Source organism: Roseibium aquae (assembly GCF_008711285.1).
Lineage (GTDB): Bacteria > Pseudomonadota > Alphaproteobacteria > Rhizobiales > Stappiaceae > Roseibium > Roseibium aquae.
In genome coordinates this window covers 94,710-112,450 of sequence record NZ_VXDC01000011.1, presented here as the reverse complement: position 1 = coordinate 112,450, position 17,741 = coordinate 94,710, and the positions used below count along the sequence as shown (strand labels likewise).

Sequence of the window (17,741 nt, the reverse complement as noted above, 5' to 3'; positions counted from 1 at the left end):
TTCGTTGTTTTCCGAAAACCGCAACACCTTCCTTGCGATTATCCTGTCCCTCATGGTTCTGCTTGCATGGCAGTACTTTGTGGCGCAGCCACAGATCGAACGGCAACAGGCCGCCCTGGAGGCTCAGCAAGCGCAGGCAAGTGGCTCCGATCCCCAAGCACCGACCGCGGAGAACGCGCCCGGTCAACCGGGAACGGCCATACCGGCCGCGGGCGGACAGACGACCTTTCAATCCCGGGATCAGGCCCTTGCGGCAAGCGAACGGATCATTATCGACACCCCGCGTGTGAATGGCTCGATCAATCTAACCGGCGCAAGGCTGGATGATCTGCGCCTCAAGGATTACCACGAGACGGTGGACCGCAGCAGTCCGACCATTGTGCTGTTTTCCCCCCGGGGCGCCCCGAACCCCTATTTCGCCGATTACGGCTGGGTTGCCGATGCTGGCGCGAACGTGACCTTGCCCGGCCCGGAGACCGTATGGCGAGTCGAGGGCTCGTCCCGGCTCACGCCGAGCACGCCCGTCACGCTCACCTACGACAATGGCGAGGGACTGACGTTCAAGCGCACGTTTTCGATCGATGAAAACTACATGTTTTCGGTGGCGCGCACTGTGGAAAACGCGACCGGCGAGGACCTTACCCTTTATCCCTACGGCATGATCGTTCGCACCGGCGAGCCGGAAACAGTCGGCTTCTACATTCTTCATGAAGGGATGATCGGCGTCTTTGGCGAAGACGGGCTGCAGGAGGTCGACTACTCCGACCTTCAAGAAGACGGCAGCGTCAAACCGAATGCGGTCGACCGCGGCTGGTTGGGCATTACCGACAAGTATTGGGCCGCAACCCTTGTTCCCACACCCGGTGAAACCTTCCAGCCCAGCTTCCGCTATTTCCCCGGCAACAACAATTTCCAGGCGGATTACCTCGGGGGCGGCCGCACCATCCCGGCAGGCGGCGTGGTGGAAACCAGTTCCCACCTGTTTGCCGGGGCAAAGGAAACCAACCTGATCGATGCCTATGAAGCCGATCTGGACATCGAGCGGTTCGAGCTGCTGGTTGACTGGGGTTGGTTCTACTTCCTGACGAAGCCGATGTTTTACGTCATCGACTGGCTGTTTCACCTGGTCGGAAACTTCGGCGTTGCCATTCTTCTGGTCACGGTGATCATCAAACTGATCTTCTTCCCGCTGGCCAACAAATCCTATGTCTCCATGAGCAAAATGAAGCTTGTTCAGCCACAGATGCAGGAGATCAGGGAACGCTATGGGGACGACAGGACCAAGCAGCAGCAAGCCCTGATGGAGCTCTACAAGAAAGAGAAGATCAACCCGCTGGCCGGCTGCTTGCCGATCTTGATCCAGATCCCGGTTTTCTTCGCGCTCTATAAGGTTCTGTTCGTCACCATCGAGATGCGACATGCGCCCTTCTTCGGCTGGATTCAGGATCTGTCCGCGCCCGACCCGACCACCATCTTCAACCTGTTTGGCCTCATTCCCTGGGATCCGCCGCAGCTTCTGATGCTTGGCATTTGGCCGATCATCATGGGCATTACCATGTTCGTTCAGATGAAGATGAACCCGGCTCCGCCGGATCCTACCCAGCAGATGATCTTCACCTGGATGCCCGTGCTGTTCACTTTCATGCTGGCGTCCTTCCCGGCGGGTCTGGTGATCTACTGGGCCTGGAACAACTTCCTGTCGATTGCGCAGCAGTGGGTGATCATGAGCCGCCAGGGCGTCAAGGTCGAGCTCTGGGACAATCTGGGCGGGATGTTCAAAAAGAAAAAGCAGGCAACCGACGACAAGAGCTGACATGCCGGTTTCAACCTGTTAGGAGCCAAGGGCCTCGCCGCGACTGCGAGGCCCTTTTTTTGATCCTGTGGAGACATCTGTCCATGAACCGATAAAGCAAGGCCTGTCCAACAAGGCGAAGCCGCCGGCCGGCAGGCCGACCGCAGACCACGCGGTTGTCCATCATTCCTTGTTTCTTGCTTTACGGAGTCTCCATGCACGGCCCATCCCCGCACACAGTCCACCCTTTCAAAGGGGCGCAGCATACGGTTTTCCTGAAAAACGTCATCACCCACCCAACGATCGAAGTTGGCGACTACACTTATTACAACGATGACGACCGGCCCGAGGACTTTGAAAACCGGAATGTTCGCTATCACTTCGATTTCAACGGTGATCGCCTGAAGATCGGAAGGTTCTGTGCTCTGGCTCAAGGCACGACCTTCATCATGAACGGAGCCAACCACGCGATGGGCGGGTTTTCGACCTACCCGTTCAGCATCTTCGGCAAAGGATGGGAAAAGGACTTCGACTTTTCCATCTTCCATAGGGAAGCGCGCGGCGACACCCTGGTTGGACATGATGTCTGGTTCGGCACCAACGCAACCGTCATGCCAGGGGTTTCCATTGGCTCGGGCGCCATTTTCGGAGCGCACGCGGTGGCCGCTTCCGATATCCCGCCTTACGCGATCGTTGTCGGCAATCCCGGACGCGTGATGCGCCAGCGCTTCGACCCTGAGACCATCGGGCGCTTGCTGAAAATTGCGTGGTGGGATTGGCCGGTCGAGACGATCACACGTCATCTCCATGCCATCCGGGGGGCGGATCTCGCCGCACTTGAGAAAGCTGCGCTCGACGCTGGACCGCAGGCAGGATAGAAGGCTGTCCATGAGCGAAATTGAGACCTACACGACAGACGAAATCGAAGCGGGCCGCTTGCTGTTCGCCCGGCCCTGGGCCTTTCAGACCAGTGTCACGGACATGGCCAACCTGCCGGAAGCGGCGGGCACGGAGATTGCGTTCGCGGGCCGCTCGAATGTTGGCAAATCCACGTTGATCAACGCCTTGACGGGACGCAAGGGGCTTGCCCGGACGTCCAGCACACCGGGCCGAACGCAGATGCTGAATTTCTTCTCCGCGCCGGAAACGCCTTTGACCTTCGTCGACATGCCCGGCTACGGCTACGCACAGGCCCCCAAGGATCTGGTGGAGGCCTGGACCGCTCTCGTTTTTTCCTATCTTCGCGGCCGGCCCAACCTGCGCAGGGTTTTTCTCCTGATCGACAGCCGCCACGGTTTGAAAAAGAACGATCTCGAAACGATGGCCCTCCTGGACAAGGCGGCCGTGGTGTACCAGATCGTGCTGACCAAGGCCGACAAAATCAAGCCCACCCAGCTCGCACGGCTTGAGGCGGACACTCTTGTAGCCCTGAAGAAGCGTATTGCGGCACATCCGGAGGTGATCAGCACGTCCTCCGAGAAACAAAAAGGGATCGATGACCTTCGCGCGGAGATTGCGCGTTTTACGTCATTTTAACACCAAACAGTTGAGTGTTGTGTGATCTGACGAGAGTTGGGATGACGGCCGGGGGGTGGTTCTAGGGCTCATGGGGTATGACGAACGCTCCGGAATGACGGAGTTCACGCATGCGCATGCCGGGATTTCCGGTCATGTCGGCAACGTCCTCGGCGAGCGGACGTCCATCGCCCTTTATGAGCAGGCCTTGCAGGCCCTTGTCTCGATACTGTGCAGCGAGACGGGTGCCGAGCGTGTTCATCTGACCCTCTTGCAAAACGAAACGCCGTATATGGTGGTTCTGGCGGGGGGCAATGAACGCTGCGACCTGAATGCGGCGCCGCTCTTCGAGCGTGTCGCAAAGCGCCGCGAACCAGTGTTCATTGATTCCGGCAGTCCCGAGCACGCGTCCCTCTCCCTGTTTTCCGTTCCGGAAGTCGCATCGATCGCAAGTTTCCCGATCAGCGACCGCCGCAAGGCGCTCGCCGGTGTACTGACCATTTTCAGCGCGGCCCAGTCCTGGTCCGCACTGAGCGAGGCGCAAAAAGGCCGGGCTCAAGAGCTGCAATTCATCACCGAGCGGCTCATTGAAGCGCGTTTGAATGCGGACCGGCTGTCAGACTATCTCGAAATCGCGACGGACTGGGTCTGGGAGCAGGATCAGGATCTGCGCTTGACCTATTCCTCCATCGGGGACCTCGGGCGGACGCAACTGTCGGCAGACAACGCGCCGGACGGGCCCCGCTGGGATACGATCACTGGCCGGGTTACGGATCCCGGACGATTGGCGGCGCACAAGGAAACCCTCAAGGACCCCCGCCCCTTTCGCGATTTCCGGTACTCGATCGATACCGGCGACGAAACGGTTTGCGTAAGCATTCACGGCTGGCCGATTTATGCGCCAGACGGCCGCTTCCTCGGGTATCGCGGGATTGGAAGAGACGTCACCGAGGAAGAACGGGCCAAAAAACAAATCGCATATTACGCGAGCCACGATCCTTTAACCGGGCTGGTCAATCGGGCAGCCTTCACGGCACAATTGGAACGCACCTTTTGCGACTGGACCGAGCATGGCGACCCGGCCGCGCTTCTTCTCCTCGATCTCGACAATTTCAAAACCCTGAACGACACCTACGGGCATTCTTTCGGCGATGCGATCTTGAAGGAGGTCGCGCACCGTCTGGGCTCAATCGTTTCACATGAGGCGACGATTGCCCGGCTTGGAGGCGACGAGTTCGCCATACTGGATCCCGCCCTGATCCGCCGCTCCGCCGTCACCGAATGTGCCGGCGCAATGATCTCGGCCCTCAACACGCCGGCAACGATCGACGGCAAGCAAGTCCGGTTCGGATGCAGCATCGGGGTTGCCCTGCTGCCGCAGCACGGAGCCGACGGAAACCAGCTCTTGGGAAATGCCGATCTTGCCCTTTATGCGGCCAAACGCGCCGGGCGCAACCGTTTCCGCTTCTTCGAGCATACCATGCGGTACGAGCTCGAGGACGCCGACGAGCAAAGACGGGCCATGCGCTTCGCTCTGCCGCGAAACGAGATCTCCGTGGCATTCCGCTCCATCCGGTCCCTTTCCGACGACCGGATTACCGGGGCCGAGGCTGTCCTGGTCTGGACCCCGGCGCACGCGACACCGATCAGAATGAGGGCGCTCGGCTCCCCGCTCGCCCAGGCCGACGAAGCGCTCGAGATCGGAACCCATTTTCTCAGGCGCGCAGCAGGGCAACTGGCGGACTGGAACCGCCGCGCCGGCGTTAGCCGGACCTTGAGCCTCACCCTGAACCCGGCGCAGTGTGAAGACCCAAATCTGGTCGCCAACGTGATCCGGATCGAGGCGGAGACAGGCCTCGGACTTGACAATCTGCAACTCAATCTGTTCGCGGAAAGCGTGTTGCGCCATTCCGGCGAACTGAAATCAAATCTCGCGGCCCTTCTCGCCAAAGGCGTGACGATCGGGATCACGGAATACGGGCACCAGTTGGTCAGTCCGTTCAAACTGCTGCCCCTTGGCATAAGCAGGGTCAATCTGGACCTGGACGCGTTGCGACGGGTGGATGACAGCGCAGATGCCTGGGCAACAGCAAAGGCCTTGACCCGCTTTGCGCGGGACATGGGCTTTTCAGTTTGTACCAGCGGGTACGACCGGCATGCCGATCACGAGCAACTGCTGAACTGCGGCGGGGATACCTATATCAGCCGCCCGATCCACCATGCACTTGACGCGGATGCCTTCACCGAGCGGCTGTTTTCCATTGAAAAGCAAACGGCCATGTAAAGCATCCGGCACAGTGTGACACCTGTCTGCCGCATGCTTTGCCCACATTGTAGTGCCCGGGCAAACCGGGTATAGACCGTTCAGGCACAACCAACCATAAGCAAGAGCGCTTTCCTTCATGACTTTGCTGGATGACCGCAATCGCGCACATATCATTGCCCAGGCGCTTCCCTACATGCAGCGTTACGACAAGAAGACGGTCGTGGTGAAGTATGGCGGGCATGCCATGGGCGATGCCGAACTTGGCCGCGCTTTTGCCAGAGACGTCACGCTGATGCGCCAATCCGGCGTCCATCCGGTGGTGGTCCATGGCGGCGGGCCGCAAATCGGCAACATGCTCAAGCGCCTCAATATCACCAGCGAGTTCCGGGCCGGGTTGCGCGTCACAGACCGCGCGACGATCGAGATCGTCGAAATGGTGCTGGCCGGATCAATCAACAAGCAGATTGTCCAGACGATCACCGGTGAAGGCGGACGGGCCGTTGGCCTGTGCGGCAAAGACGGGAACCTGATGATCGCGGAACAGCTCCGCCGGACGATGGTTGACCCGGATTCGGCAATCGAACAGGTGGTCGATCTGGGCTTCGTCGGTCAACCGGCTGAAGTCAATCCGACGGTTTTGAAAATGGTCTTGAAAGAGGACCTCATTCCCGTCATCGCCCCCGTTGCCCATGGCAAGGACGGCAACACCTACAATATCAACGCCGACACCTTCGCAGGAGCAATTGCCGGCGCCTTGAATGCCACCCGGCTTCTGTTCCTCACCGATGTTCCAGGCGTACTGGACCGCGACGGCAATCTGATCAAGAGTCTGACCATTGGAGAGGCCCGCGCGCTGATGGCGGACGGCACGATTTCCGGCGGAATGATCCCGAAGGTCGAGACCTGTATCGAGGCTGTTGAAAAAGGGGTTGAAGGCGTTGTCATCCTGGACGGGAAGGTCGCGCATGCGGTCCTGCTGGAGCTGTTTACCGACCGCGGCGTCGGGACGCTGATCCAGCCGTGACAGGACGCAAAACCGTTCCCCGCGAAGGCCGGCACGCCCATTTGCACGACCTTCGGACCTTCGAGGGCGTCGAAGCGTGGATCTTCGATCTCGACAACACGCTCTATCCCGCCGAAGCCAACCTTTTCAGCCAGATCAACGAGCAAATCGCCAGCTATGTCGCCCGCCTTCTCCAACTGCCGCCGGACGAGGCGATGGTGCAGCAGAAGCAGTACTACAAGACCTACGGCACCACGCTGCGCGGCTTGATGATCGAACATAACGTCGATCCCGACGATTTCCTCGCCCATGCGCATGATATCGATTATTCGTCCCTCACCCCGGATCCGGAGCTTGGCGCGGCCATCGCGGCCTTGCCCGGACGCAAGTTCATCTTCACGAATGGCGACCGCCCGCATGCTGAGCGGACGGCCGCCGCGCTTGGCATCACCGATCATTTCGAGGACATCTTCGACATTGTGGCAGCCGACTTGATGCCGAAGCCCAACCGGGAAACCTATGACATGTTCGTCAAACAGACGGGTGTCTCACCGGTTCGTGCCGCCATGTTCGAGGATTTGTCGCGAAACCTTGTCGTGCCCCATGGCCTGGGGATGCGCACTGTTCTGATCGTCCCGCAAAACACCCGGGATCTGTTTTCGGGCGCATGGGAAATGGAGGGCGATGCCGTTCCGCATGTCGATTTCGTCACGGATCATTTGCCGGGCTTCCTGAAGGCGGTGCTTGGGGCGATAAAGGCCGCCTGACTGCGCTTGCCCGGTTTGACCTTGCCCAAACAACCCAGTTCACCCGGCGACATGGCGGAAATGCCTTGCGCCAGGAAGCCGAGCGGTTTTCAGATGGCAGAGCATTGCCTGGGCTTCATCCCTGCGCCCGATGCTCTGTTCGACGCGGATCCCATTTGCCATGGTCTCTCTTCGTGCTCTTCACGCATTTTCCCTTTTGGCCCGACTTGGGCGTGCGTCACTGGCCGCGGACCGGCTCGGCGTATCCCCCTCCGCCCTGTCTCATCTCATGCGCAAGCTGGAAGATGAACTGGGCGCGCAACTCATCTTGCGGGACGGGCGCGGGCTGATCCTGACGGAGGAGGGGCAGCGGCTGGCTCTCGGTTTGGGGGATGCGTTCGATCGGGTCGAGGAGGCTGTCGATACCTTTCGCCGCCGCGGACGCACAGAGCTGAGAATCAGCACCGTTTCGACATTTGCCACGCGCTGGCTGATCCCCCGCTTGCCTGAATTTCAGAAAATCCAGCCGGATGTCGAAATCCTGCTATCGGCATCCACCCGCATGGTCGATCTGGAGCGCGAACACTATGATTGCGCCATTCGTCTTGGAACCGGCAACTGGCAGGGTCTCGACAGCGTGCTTTTGTGGCAAGAGCATTTGGCCGTCGCCGTCGCCCCCGCCCTCCTTGCCGAACACGCTGCCGGCGGGCCCAGCGTTCTGTCGCGCTTACCGCTCATCCACAGTGCCGGACGGCGCGGCGACTGGCCGTTGTGGCTGTCCTCCGCCGGGCTTGACCATGAAGACGCCGCGTCCGGAATGGTTTTGGAAAGCCGCGATCTGGCCATTCAAGCGGCGATTGCCGGAATGGGGGCCATTGCCGTCGACAAACGCTTTCTGACAAAGGAGGTGAATGCCGGCCATCTGCTCCTGCCCGATTGGCCGGTTGTCGAACTGGAAACAGGGTATTGGTTTGTGCGGTCGCCCGCGCGCCCGCTGTCGAGGCCGGTCGGGGCATTCCGGGACTGGCTCCAAAGCACGACATAGGGCACTGACGCAGGTTCCGGCGCGCCACAAACCCGGCCTGCTTTCCAACCGGCCGGCGAACGCTTATGCTCGCGGCCCCGTCCTGAAGGAGCATGGGTGCGCCATGGGTTCCCTGACCAAACCTCTGATTTTTCTTGTCATGCTGACCTCGGTCCATTTTTTCCCGGGCGGATCGGCTTCCGCGGAGACCCTGACCTTCCAGATCCGCAGCGAGCACCCAAACATCGTCGATGTGGAGCTTTACTCCGACACCCGCCAAGGCCATGTCTGGCCCGGCCGTGAGCGGGTTTATGTCTTGAACAACTACACGCTTCAGCGCATTGGCATTTCGTGCCAGAAAGGTGAAAGGGTGTGCTACGGAGCCTGGGTGCGCAACAGGACGGAGACCTATTGGGGTGTCGGCTACCAGAACAGGATGCGCTGCCGGAGTTGCTGCTACATATGCGACGGTGGCCAGACCGAAGTGATCGTTCTCAAACCTTGAGGGACTTTCCCTCAACTCGCCAGCACGACAACCACCACAGCGGCGCCGATCAGCAGACAGCCGATGATCTCGGCCTGTCTCAGCTTTTCCCTGAAAACAAAGACAGAAAACAAAAGTGTGAAGACAAGCTCAATCTGGGCAAGAGCCCGGACATAGGCCACCTGTTGCAAGGTCATGGCCGTGAACCAGCCAATCGATCCCGCGATCCCCGTGATGCCGACAAAGACACTCGAACGCCATGTCCTGATCGTGGCGGACAATTCAGCGGGCCTGCGAACCGCCATCCAGGCTCCCATCACGAAGGTCTGGAACAACGTGACCAAGGCAAGCGCGAAGCCTGCCTGCATCAGGTAACCGGTTCCCTCCAGGCTCAAGGCGGCGGACCTGTAGAGCGCAGCCGATGCCCCGAACAATCCGGCCGAGGCAAGACCGATGAACGCCGGCCGGCTGCTCAGCGCGGACGCCATGGATGCAAGATCCTTCGGTTCCCGCGCAAGCGAAACGGTAACGACGCCTATGACCCCAAGCAGAATTCCGATCCCTGCTGAAAGGGTGACCGTTTCCCCGATGAGCAGCCAGCCGAACAAGGCCGCTTGGATCGGCTCGGTCTTCGAATAGGCTGTACCGGCGGTGAAATTCCGATAAGAGAAAAGATGGATGAGCAGAAAGGTTGCCGCGATCTGAGCCAACCCGCCGAGGAATGCCAAGGGATAAAAAACGAGCGGCAGTTCCGGAAAGGGGAGACCGAGGCCGGCATTCAACCCCCATACATACAGCCAGGCAAAAGGGACGCCATACGCGAACCGGACAAAGGTGGCGCCGCTGGTGCCAAGCCGGCCTTTCAGATGTTTTTGCAGGGCGGAGCGAAGATTCTGGCAGAAGGCCGCGAATACAGTGATCGGGATCCATAGATCCATCGCAGGCTCCCAAATTGCCAATACCATATGTCTTGGGGAGGGTATGCCGCCTTTTGGTCTGCAACAATTGACGTTTTCGCATCGCTGGGTGAGCCCCCCTCACCCGCACATGCCAGCGCATGGAGCCCGGAGGTGACGGATTGTCCTATCGCTTGACAGAACGATGGAGGGCCGCTTAGGTCCGCGCCACAACAGTCCCTTTCCGGAGAATGCCCCCCAATGATGCACCATGACCTTGGCCAGCTTGAAACCGTAATCAATGCCGCGTTTGAAGACCGGGCGTCCATCGATGCCCATACCACCGGCGAGGTGCGGGATGCCGTTGAAACGACACTGAACCTGCTGGACCGGGGCCAGGTGCGGGTCGCCGAGAAGAAAGACGGGGATTGGCATGTCAACCAATGGGCCAAGAAGGCGGTCTTGCTCTCCTTCCGCCTCAATGCGATGGAAGTCATCAAGGGCGGGCCGGGCGATGCGGCCTGGTGGGACAAGGTGCCATCGAAGTTCGATGGCTGGCGCGGGATCGACTTTGAAGAAGCCGGCTTCCGGGCTGTGCCAAATTGCACCGTCCGCCGGTCCGCCTTCATTGGCAAGGGCGTCGTGCTGATGCCGTCATTCGTGAACCTGGGTGCCTATGTCGATGAGGGAACCATGGTCGACACCTGGGCCACCGTTGGATCCTGCGCGCAAATCGGCAAAAACGTGCATCTGTCCGGGGGGGTGGGCATTGGCGGCGTTTTGGAGCCGCTGCAGGCCAATCCGGTCGTCATCGAGGACAATTGTTTCATCGGAGCCCGGTCGGAAGTCGTCGAAGGCGTGATCGTCGGCGAAGGGTCTGTGCTCTCCATGGGTGTTTTCATCGGGCAGTCGACCAAGATCGTGGACCGCCAGACCGGGCAAATTCATGTGGGCCGGGTCCCGCCCTACTCCGTTGTCGTTCCGGGATCCCTTCCCGGAAAGAATCTGCCGGGAGAGAACTATGGTCCCAGCCTTTACTGCGCGGTGATCGTGAAGACGGTCGATGAACAGACCCGCTCGAAAACGTCCATCAACGAGCTGTTGCGCGACTGATCCCTTTCAGAGGCCCAAGCTCGGCCGCCGGGGAACCGGCGGTTGAGCGTGGTGGCAGAAGAACCGCAGCGCCAAACAGACGCCATCCGGGCGGCCGCGAATACGCGTCCGGCGATGGCCACCGGGCGCGCGCGTTCCGGTCGGATTTGCGCGCTGCTCACCCCAGCAGCCGGCCAGACATCTCCTGAATAAAAAGCGAGAGCAGAAAATCGAGAACGACGATCCCGATGGCCAGCCCGACACCGCATCGCAGCGTGATGCGCGCGACGACAAAGCGGTACCAAAGCGCGGCGATCAGGATTGTCATCCAGAACAGAACGGTGAAGCCGCTGCTGATCATGCCCGAAAGATAGAAAAGCCCGATGAGCGCGTAGGGAGCGGCAATCAGAAGGCTCGTCCAGTTGCGAACGGCAATAAAGGGCGCGTAGCCCTGGGAAATGCCGATCGGCCCTGCAAGAGCCGCCAGAAGCAAGGGCAGCGCAATCCAGTCAAGACCAAGGGCAAGAAAACGCGAAACCCAGAAATTCGTCGCGGCCAGCCCCTCGGCCGTCATGTCCGATTCCATCAGGATCAGTTTCTGCTCGGCCAAAGAACTCACCCAGAAAAGCGGCAAAATGAACAGGATCGCGCCGAAAGAGCGCCAAAAGCCGCCAAGGGATAAATCAAACCACGAAAGCCCCTCTGGCCGGTTTTGCAACAAAAGCCATGACCCTTTTAGGCTCCAGACCGCCTCGCGCAAAGAGATCATGCCGCGTTCACCTTGGACGATTGGAAATAGCTTTCCAGAAATCTTGCGTAGATGGCCGCCAGGCGCTCCAGGTCGTCGACAACGACATGCTCGTCGACTTTGTGCATGGTTTGCCCGACAAGCCCGAATTCAACGACGGGACAGTGGTTCTTGATAAAACGCGCGTCGGACGTCCCGCCGCCGGTGGACAGGTCCGGGACCCTTCCGGTCTCCGCGCGAATGGCGGCGGCCAGCGCGTCGATCAAGCCCTGATCCTTCGTCAGGAAGGCTTCGCTTGCGTCGGGCTTGTAGATGATCTCATAGGAAAGGTCTCCCCCGGCCGCCTCCGCCAGGGTGGCTTCAATTCTTGTCTGGAGCGACTGGAGGGTCCACAAATCATTGTAACGGATATTGAAACGGGCTTCCGCCCTGGCTGGAATGACATTGAAGGCCGGATTTCCGACGTCGATGCTGACGAACTCAAGGTTCGACGGCTCGAACCGCTCGTTGCCATTGTCGAACGCTTCGCTGTCAAGAGCCGACACAAGCCGCAGCAGACCCGGCACCGGGTTACGCGCCAGATGGGGATAGGCGACGTGTCCTTGTATGCCGTTCACCCGGATCGTGCCGGACAACGAACCCCGCCGTCCCACCTTTATGGTCTCTCCCAGCTTTTCGGGATTTGTCGGTTCCCCCACGATACAGCCATCGAACACGTGGCCGTTCGCTTTTGCCCATTCAAGCAGTTTCACCGTGCCGTTGATCGCCGGCCCCTCCTCGTCACCGGTGATCAACAGCGAGATGGTGCCCCCGAAATCGGGGCCGCGGGTCCGCACAAAGCCGAGCGCGGCGGCGGCGAATGCGGCAATGCCCCCCTTCATGTCGACGGCCCCGCGCCCGAACAGGCGGCCGTCCTCAATCGCTCCTTCGAAAGGTCCGTGGCTCCACGCGGCCTCATCGCCGGGCGGAACAACATCTGTGTGGCCCGCGAAAACGAAATGCGGCGCCCCGCTGCCAATGCTCGCGAACAGGTTTTCGACATCGGGCGTGCCATCATCCGAAAAGACGACCCGGTCAGCGCGAAAACCGGCACCGGAAAGGACTGTGCCCAGATAGGACAGCGCCCCCCCCTCCTGCGGGGTCACCGAGGGGCAGCGGATGAGATCCCGCGCCAACTGCACGGCAAGAGGAAGGTGGTGCGGATCAGCGGGCATGAGGACTGACTTTCCAAACCTTACGGGACTAGCTGGAGCGCCGGAAATAGCTGTCGGACATCGGGCCATGTTTGTTGGGGCCCCGGATGCCGGGAGCGACACCGATGATCACGACAGCCAGAACATTTATGATGGGCACGAAGATCAACAGACCGAGGAAACCTGTTACCCCAATATCCTGGCAGCGTTTGATGACCAGCGCGAGTTCAATCCACTGCAGGAGAAGAAACAGGAGAGGAAACAGAGCGTTGGACTCCATGAAGCTGACCAGCGTCACCTGGTTGATGTCAATGTCCGGCCCCAGGGACGACCACCACATGTTGAATGCGATACCGATCACCACCCAGACAAGGGCAAAAGCCAGCCAATAGGCGTGGCGGCCTACCCGGCCGATGGGACTCAGAAACAGCCAAACGAGGCCGGGGGTCAGATTTGCGGCGGGCGCGGGAGAGGCCATCAGCTTCCGATCTTGAACACGTTCATGAAACTTGATGAGGAGTTAGTCGCAACTCCGCCGGCGATCAAGCCGGAAGGCTTATTTTAACGACCTTGCGATAACACGAGCCCGCCTCGGGTCCGCAGCGCCATCCGCAGTCGCATGTAAAACTCTGGCGGACAAACCAATCATTGTTTCGTAACATCAAGTCTAATACTCAAGGATCATTCGTCGGAAGCAGCAGTCGATCCTTACATTTTCGGGAGCTTACAGACTTGAGCGTTTCCCTGTTTTCAGTGGCCGCAGCCCACATCCTCAATCTCGTCGTGTCGTTTGGAACCCGTGTTCCGGTCTTTCGCGGTTTGCCCGGACAAGACGATAGGAACCGAGGGCCCGAGAACAGTTGGAAAATGCCTATTTGCGCCGCCTTTCTGGGCTTGCTAATTGGCGGGCTCTCCCCGGCCACCGCGCAGGAGCGTCCGAAAGACGTCCCGGAAAACCTGCAACCTGCAGCGATCCAGGAATTGGTCGACCGCCTCGACCCGGACCAGCTCGACGCCTTGAGCCAGCTCATGCAGCTCATCACCGAGGGCACGCAGTCCACCGCAATGACTCCGCCCCCTGTTGAGTCCCTGCCTTTTCTCGACAAGCTGGACGCGTTTTTTGACCAGTTCATCGCGATGCTTGCCGGATATTTTTCCTCCATACCCGATCTTGTCCAGGCTGCGATCGGGTCGATCGGCGCTCTTGTGCAAGGTCAGCTCGCCGGTCCGTTCATCCCGTTTCTTGGACTTGCCCTGGCCTTGACCGCGCTCGGTTTCGCCGCCGAACTGGTCTTCAACCGGTTCACCCGCAAACGGCGCGATGCTGTTCGCACCAACAAACCCGAGAGCCTGTTTCAGACCGTTAAAATGGTATCGACCCGCTTTGCCTTGGACGCTGGGGGGCTGTTCGCGTTTGCCGTGGTCGTCTTGATCGGCGGCCGGGTCGCTGGCACCGCGACACCAGCAGCGAGCCTTGCCATGCAGGCCATCTTCCTGATGGTGGTCATGCCACGTTTGATCGGAGCCATTCTACGTTTTGCCCTCGCACCCCATCGCCCCGAACTCCGGCTTGTGCGCGCGAACAACTGGACGGCGACCTTCATTTACAAGAACCTGATTGTTCTTTTTGCTGTGGTGGGGGCGGCCCTCTTTTTCAACAAGCTAATTGTACTCTCTGGCTATGATCTTGATGAGACGTTCCGGTTTTTTGTCGGGCTCGCAGTGAACACCTGGATTCTTCTGATCATCTGGAAAGCACGGAAAGGTCTGACGGAGATCATCCTGGGCGATGAGGAACAACCTTCAACCGGCCTGGAGCGAATGGCCTACTTCTGGCCCTACTTTTCCATGGCCTTTGTTGCCTTCAACTGGCTTCTGGTACGGGCAAGTGTCGTTTCCGGCCAAGGGGTGTTGACCGGGGAACAGTCCCTGGGTGTGATCACGCTTGTCCTATTTGCCCCTTTCCTCGACACCATGGTGCGGGGCATTGTTTCCCACGTTATCCCACCGATGCAGGGCGTCGGTCCGGTGGCCGAAGCCGCTTACCTTCAAACCCGGCATAGCTACATCCGGATTGCCCGTGTCGCATTGTTGACCGCGCTCATACTGTCCATCGCGCGGATTTACGGCGTAGACCTTTTGTCCTTCGGCGCCGAAAGCAGTTCAACCGTTGGACAAAATGCGGTCGGCTTCCTTCTCATTCTGGCAGCAGGGTATCTGGCGTGGGAATTGGTCAGCCTTTGGGTCAACCATCAGTTGGCAAAAGATTCTCCGCCGGCTGCCAGTAACAGTGAGGACGCAGAAATGGGGGGAGCGGGAAAATCCCGTATCGCGACCATCCTGCCCCTTTTGAAAGTCACGTTGCAGGTCACGATCATTGTCCTGACAACCCTTCTCGCGCTCGCTCAGATCGGCGTCAACATCACACCCCTTCTCGCCGGTGCCGGTGTTTTGGGTCTGGCCGTCGGCTTCGGTGCACAAACGCTTGTCCGCGATGTTGTGTCGGGGGTTTTCTTCTTGATGGATGATGCGTTCCGCTTGGGCGAATATATTGATGCGGGCGGAATCCAGGGCACGATCGAAAAAATCTCGATCCGCTCCATCCAGCTTCGGGGAGCAAATGGCCCAATCCACATCGTGCCCTATGGCGAGATTCCCAAACTCACCAACATGAGCCGCGACTGGGTGATCATGAAGCTCAGATTTACCGTCCCGTTTGATACGGATGTCGAGAAGGTCCGCAAACTCTTCAAGAAAATTGGCCAGGACATGATGGCAATGGACGAGTTCAAGGACGACATCATAGCCCCTTTCAAGGGTCAAGGCGTGGCCGATGTTGACGAAGTGGGCATCGTCGTGCGGGGCAAGTTTACAACCAAGCCCGGCAAGCAATTCGGCGTGCGCAAGGAAGTCTACAGACGCGTTCAGCATGCATTCGAGGAGAATGGGATCCAGTTCGCGCGCCGGGAAGTCCGCGTCCAGCTTCCGCCTGCGCTTCAAGACCTGCCCGAAGACCAGAAGCAGCAAATTGCGACGGCCGCAGCCGGTGCCGCCGACCCGCCCAAAACGCCAACGCCGGCGGCTTGAGAACAGAAGCAACAGCCTTGCCTGCTCGGGCGCGGCCGTTTTCGTCCGAATGGGGGATTGGAAATTTCCCCGTTTGGGGTCACTCTGCGATTCATGACTGAAGCTTTTGGGAGGAAGCTTTCACCATGGACAATCATGAGGCTTCGGCGACCATCGCCGACAAACCAAGCTATCGGCCCGATCCGGTGGTCAACAAGATCACCAAGGACGATGTCGTCGATGCACTGGCTGCGGGCCTGCGCGACTTCAAGGCCGCGCCGGTCTACGGGTTATCGATCGGAGCGTTTTTTGCAGTCGGGGGCCTGCTGGTGATTTCCAGCGCGGCAGCACTCGGCATGAGCTATCTGAGCTACCCGCTGGCCGCCGGCTTTGTTCTGATCGGCCCGTTCGCAGCCGTTGGCCTTTATGAAATCAGCCGCCGCCTGGAAACTGGAGACCCTGTCACCTGGAGCGGTATTTTCGGGACCATGTGGGCGCAAAAGGGCAAGGAACTGTCCTGGATGGCGTTCGTGGTTCTTTTCATCCAGATCATGTGGATGTACCAGGTGCGGCTGCTTTTGGCTCTGTTCCTCGGTTTTCAGTCTTTCGCGTCCTTCTCCGAATTCATCAACACAATCGTGGGCACGCCGGAAGGCCTCATGTTCCTGGCCGTCGGCCATGTGGTTGGTGCCATATTGTCGCTGATCCTGTTCTCCATCACCGTTGTGTCCTTTCCCTTGCTCATGGAGCGGGATCGGGATTTCATCACGGCGATGATCACGAGCGTGAAGGCGGTGGCGACCTCGCCGATTCCCATGATCGGCTGGGCCTTGGTGGTCACGATCACATTGGTCGTGTCGATTATTCCGGGCTTTATCGGCCTGGTCGTGACACTGCCGATCCTTGGGCATGCGACCTGGCATCTCTACAAGAAGTGCGTCGCACCCGAAACCTAGGACTGGAATGGCTTCCGGTCAGTTTGAAGCGGCGCGCCCTGATCTGACCGGGGATGATTGCTGGCACGTTTCGGGCCTTGGAATGTCTTTTCCTGACAAGACTGATGGCGCGCCGATGCAATCTTGCGACCATTTGCCTAGGGCCGATCTGGTTCTGGTGCATCCATTTCAGCTTTGCGGGCCAGCCAGTCCGTTAGTGACGCTATGTCCAATTCGGCAGACCGGTAGTCGACCCGTGTCAGGTAAAGACCGTCGGCGGGCGCGACCGGGCCACAGGCTGTTCTGTCCCGCGCCTCAAGGGCCTTGGTGATATCGCCAGGGCCCCATCTTCCCTCCCCGACAAGCCGCAAGCTCCCGACCATGGAGCGCACCTGATTGTGCAGGAAGGAGCGTGAGGAGCACTCGACAATGACGAACTCTCCCTCACGGCGCACCGAGAACTCTTCCAAGGTCTTTTCGGGAGACTTCGCCTGACATCTTGAATGCCGGAAGGTTGTGAAATCGTGGTGTCCAACAAACTCCTGCGCCGCCGCGTGCATGGCTTCAGCGTCCAAAGGTGCCTTCACATGCCAGGCGAGCCCCCGCTGATGGGTGAGCGGAGGAACCCGGTTGTGAATCCGATAGCGATAGGCGCGCCGGATCGCCGAAAACCTGGCATCGAACCCGTCATGCATCTTCTCGCAGGCGAGAATGACCACCGGATCGGGCTGGCAGTGAAAGTTCAATGCGTTCATCACCGTATCCGCGGGCCAGTCCTTGTTCAGATCCGCGTGCGCCACCTGACCGAGGGCGTGCACACCCGTGTCTGTCCGCCCGGCTCCGCCGATAGTGATGTCTTCGCCGCAAAAAGACTTCAGCGCCCGTTCGATCACAGCCTGGACGGACGGGCCGTTGGCCTGCCGTTGCCAGCCGCAAAACGGCCGGCCGTCATATTCCACTGTCAGCTTGTACCGCGGCATG

General features: G+C 59.5%; 16 protein-coding genes. 11 read left to right on the top strand and 5 right to left on the bottom strand.

The window, feature by feature from the left end:
• Positions 1-4 precede the first annotated feature (4 nt).
• The 8 genes from yidC (at position 5) to F0184_RS16925 (ending at position 8,851) form a co-directional block, all read left to right on the top strand.
• On the top strand, positions 5-1,813 hold the full coding sequence (yidC, locus tag F0184_RS16960; protein ID WP_150497390.1) for a membrane protein insertase YidC: 1,809 nt from the start codon (positions 5-7) through the stop codon (positions 1,811-1,813).
• Positions 1,814-2,007: 194 nt separating this feature from the next.
• Complete coding sequence (locus F0184_RS16955) at positions 2,008-2,670, top strand: CatB-related O-acetyltransferase (RefSeq protein ID WP_150497389.1); 663 nt, start codon at positions 2,008-2,010, stop codon at positions 2,668-2,670.
• A gap of 10 nt (positions 2,671-2,680) precedes the next feature.
• Entirely contained in the window at positions 2,681-3,328 is a 648-nt protein-coding gene (gene yihA, locus F0184_RS16950; protein ID WP_150497388.1) for a ribosome biogenesis GTP-binding protein YihA/YsxC, read from the top strand.
• Positions 3,329-3,422: 94 nt separating this feature from the next.
• The gene (locus tag F0184_RS16945) at positions 3,423-5,591 is read left to right on the top strand and encodes a diguanylate cyclase domain-containing protein (RefSeq protein ID WP_172972148.1); all 2,169 of its coding nucleotides are present in this window, start codon (positions 3,423-3,425) and stop codon (positions 5,589-5,591) included.
• A 118-nt stretch (positions 5,592-5,709) separates the two neighbouring features.
• A complete protein-coding gene (argB, locus tag F0184_RS16940) occupies positions 5,710-6,597 on the top strand; it encodes an acetylglutamate kinase (RefSeq protein ID WP_150497386.1) in 888 nt (295 codons plus the stop codon).
• Positions 6,594-7,343: a pyrimidine 5'-nucleotidase gene (locus tag F0184_RS16935; RefSeq protein WP_150497385.1), complete on the top strand. Its 750-nt coding sequence runs from the start codon at positions 6,594-6,596 to the stop codon at positions 7,341-7,343. Before argB ends, F0184_RS16935 begins: the two co-directional genes overlap by 4 nt.
• A 160-nt stretch (positions 7,344-7,503) precedes the next feature.
• Positions 7,504-8,367: a LysR substrate-binding domain-containing protein gene (locus F0184_RS16930; protein WP_150497384.1), complete on the top strand. Its 864-nt coding sequence runs from the start codon at positions 7,504-7,506 to the stop codon at positions 8,365-8,367.
• Between the two features lie 103 nt (positions 8,368-8,470).
• Entirely contained in the window at positions 8,471-8,851 is a 381-nt protein-coding gene (locus F0184_RS16925) for a hypothetical protein (protein WP_208998534.1), read from the top strand.
• Positions 8,852-8,862: 11 nt separating this feature from the next.
• Here F0184_RS16925 and F0184_RS16920 read toward each other — a convergent pair whose 3' ends face one another.
• Complete coding sequence (locus F0184_RS16920) at positions 8,863-9,768, bottom strand: EamA family transporter (RefSeq protein ID WP_150497383.1); 906 nt, start codon at positions 9,766-9,768, stop codon at positions 8,863-8,865.
• 222 nt (positions 9,769-9,990) lie between these two features.
• Between F0184_RS16920 and dapD the strand changes: the two genes are divergently transcribed.
• On the top strand, positions 9,991-10,839 hold the full coding sequence (gene dapD, locus F0184_RS16915; protein WP_150497441.1) for a 2,3,4,5-tetrahydropyridine-2,6-dicarboxylate N-succinyltransferase: 849 nt from the start codon (positions 9,991-9,993) through the stop codon (positions 10,837-10,839).
• A 157-nt stretch (positions 10,840-10,996) separates the two neighbouring features.
• Here dapD and F0184_RS16910 read toward each other — a convergent pair whose 3' ends face one another.
• From F0184_RS16910 to F0184_RS16900, 3 genes are read right to left on the bottom strand one after another with little or no spacing between them, the layout of a single operon-like run.
• A complete protein-coding gene (locus F0184_RS16910; protein WP_150497382.1) occupies positions 10,997-11,587 on the bottom strand; it encodes a hypothetical protein in 591 nt (196 codons plus the stop codon).
• On the bottom strand, positions 11,584-12,780 hold the full coding sequence (gene dapE, locus F0184_RS16905; protein ID WP_150497381.1) for a succinyl-diaminopimelate desuccinylase: 1,197 nt from the start codon (positions 12,778-12,780) through the stop codon (positions 11,584-11,586). The genes F0184_RS16910 and dapE overlap by 4 nt, the downstream gene beginning before the upstream one ends.
• A gap of 28 nt (positions 12,781-12,808) precedes the next feature.
• Positions 12,809-13,237 (bottom strand): DUF805 domain-containing protein, encoded by a 429-nt coding sequence (locus F0184_RS16900; RefSeq protein WP_150497380.1) that lies wholly within the window; start codon positions 13,235-13,237, stop codon positions 12,809-12,811.
• Between the two features lie 254 nt (positions 13,238-13,491).
• Between F0184_RS16900 and F0184_RS16895 the strand changes: the two genes are divergently transcribed.
• The gene (locus F0184_RS16895) at positions 13,492-15,846 is read left to right on the top strand and encodes a mechanosensitive ion channel family protein (RefSeq protein ID WP_208998532.1); all 2,355 of its coding nucleotides are present in this window, start codon (positions 13,492-13,494) and stop codon (positions 15,844-15,846) included.
• Positions 15,847-15,971: 125 nt separating this feature from the next.
• The gene (locus tag F0184_RS16890; RefSeq protein ID WP_150497379.1) at positions 15,972-16,781 is read left to right on the top strand and encodes a DUF2189 domain-containing protein; all 810 of its coding nucleotides are present in this window, start codon (positions 15,972-15,974) and stop codon (positions 16,779-16,781) included.
• A gap of 137 nt (positions 16,782-16,918) precedes the next feature.
• Here the strand turns inward: F0184_RS16890 and truA are convergent, their stop codons facing one another.
• The gene (gene truA / locus F0184_RS16885) at positions 16,919-17,740 is read right to left on the bottom strand and encodes a tRNA pseudouridine(38-40) synthase TruA (RefSeq protein ID WP_150497378.1); all 822 of its coding nucleotides are present in this window, start codon (positions 17,738-17,740) and stop codon (positions 16,919-16,921) included.
• Between the last annotated feature and the right edge of the window lies 1 nt (position 17,741).

Excerpts from the sequence above, each read along its gene's own strand:
- F0184_RS16955 (WP_150497389.1), top strand. The coding sequence starts at position 2,008 with ATGCACGGCCCATCCCCGCACACAGTCCACCCTTTCAAAGGGGCGCAG.
- yihA (WP_150497388.1), top strand. The coding sequence starts at position 2,681 with ATGAGCGAAATTGAGACCTACACGACAGACGAAATCGAAGCGGGCCGC.
- F0184_RS16945 (WP_172972148.1), top strand. The coding sequence starts at position 3,423 with ATGACGGAGTTCACGCATGCGCATGCCGGGATTTCCGGTCATGTCGGC.
- argB (WP_150497386.1), top strand. The coding sequence starts at position 5,710 with ATGACTTTGCTGGATGACCGCAATCGCGCACATATCATTGCCCAGGCG.
- F0184_RS16930 (WP_150497384.1), top strand. The coding sequence starts at position 7,504 with ATGGTCTCTCTTCGTGCTCTTCACGCATTTTCCCTTTTGGCCCGACTT.
- F0184_RS16925 (WP_208998534.1), top strand. The coding sequence starts at position 8,471 with ATGGGTTCCCTGACCAAACCTCTGATTTTTCTTGTCATGCTGACCTCG.
- F0184_RS16920 (WP_150497383.1), bottom strand. The coding sequence starts at position 9,768 with ATGGATCTATGGATCCCGATCACTGTATTCGCGGCCTTCTGCCAGAAT.
- dapD (WP_150497441.1), top strand. The coding sequence starts at position 9,991 with ATGCACCATGACCTTGGCCAGCTTGAAACCGTAATCAATGCCGCGTTT.
- F0184_RS16910 (WP_150497382.1), bottom strand. The coding sequence starts at position 11,587 with ATGATCTCTTTGCGCGAGGCGGTCTGGAGCCTAAAAGGGTCATGGCTT.
- dapE (WP_150497381.1), bottom strand. The coding sequence starts at position 12,780 with ATGCCCGCTGATCCGCACCACCTTCCTCTTGCCGTGCAGTTGGCGCGG.
- F0184_RS16900 (WP_150497380.1), bottom strand. The coding sequence starts at position 13,237 with ATGGCCTCTCCCGCGCCCGCCGCAAATCTGACCCCCGGCCTCGTTTGG.
- F0184_RS16890 (WP_150497379.1), top strand. The coding sequence starts at position 15,972 with ATGGACAATCATGAGGCTTCGGCGACCATCGCCGACAAACCAAGCTAT.
- truA (WP_150497378.1), bottom strand. The coding sequence starts at position 17,740 with ATGCCGCGGTACAAGCTGACAGTGGAATATGACGGCCGGCCGTTTTGC.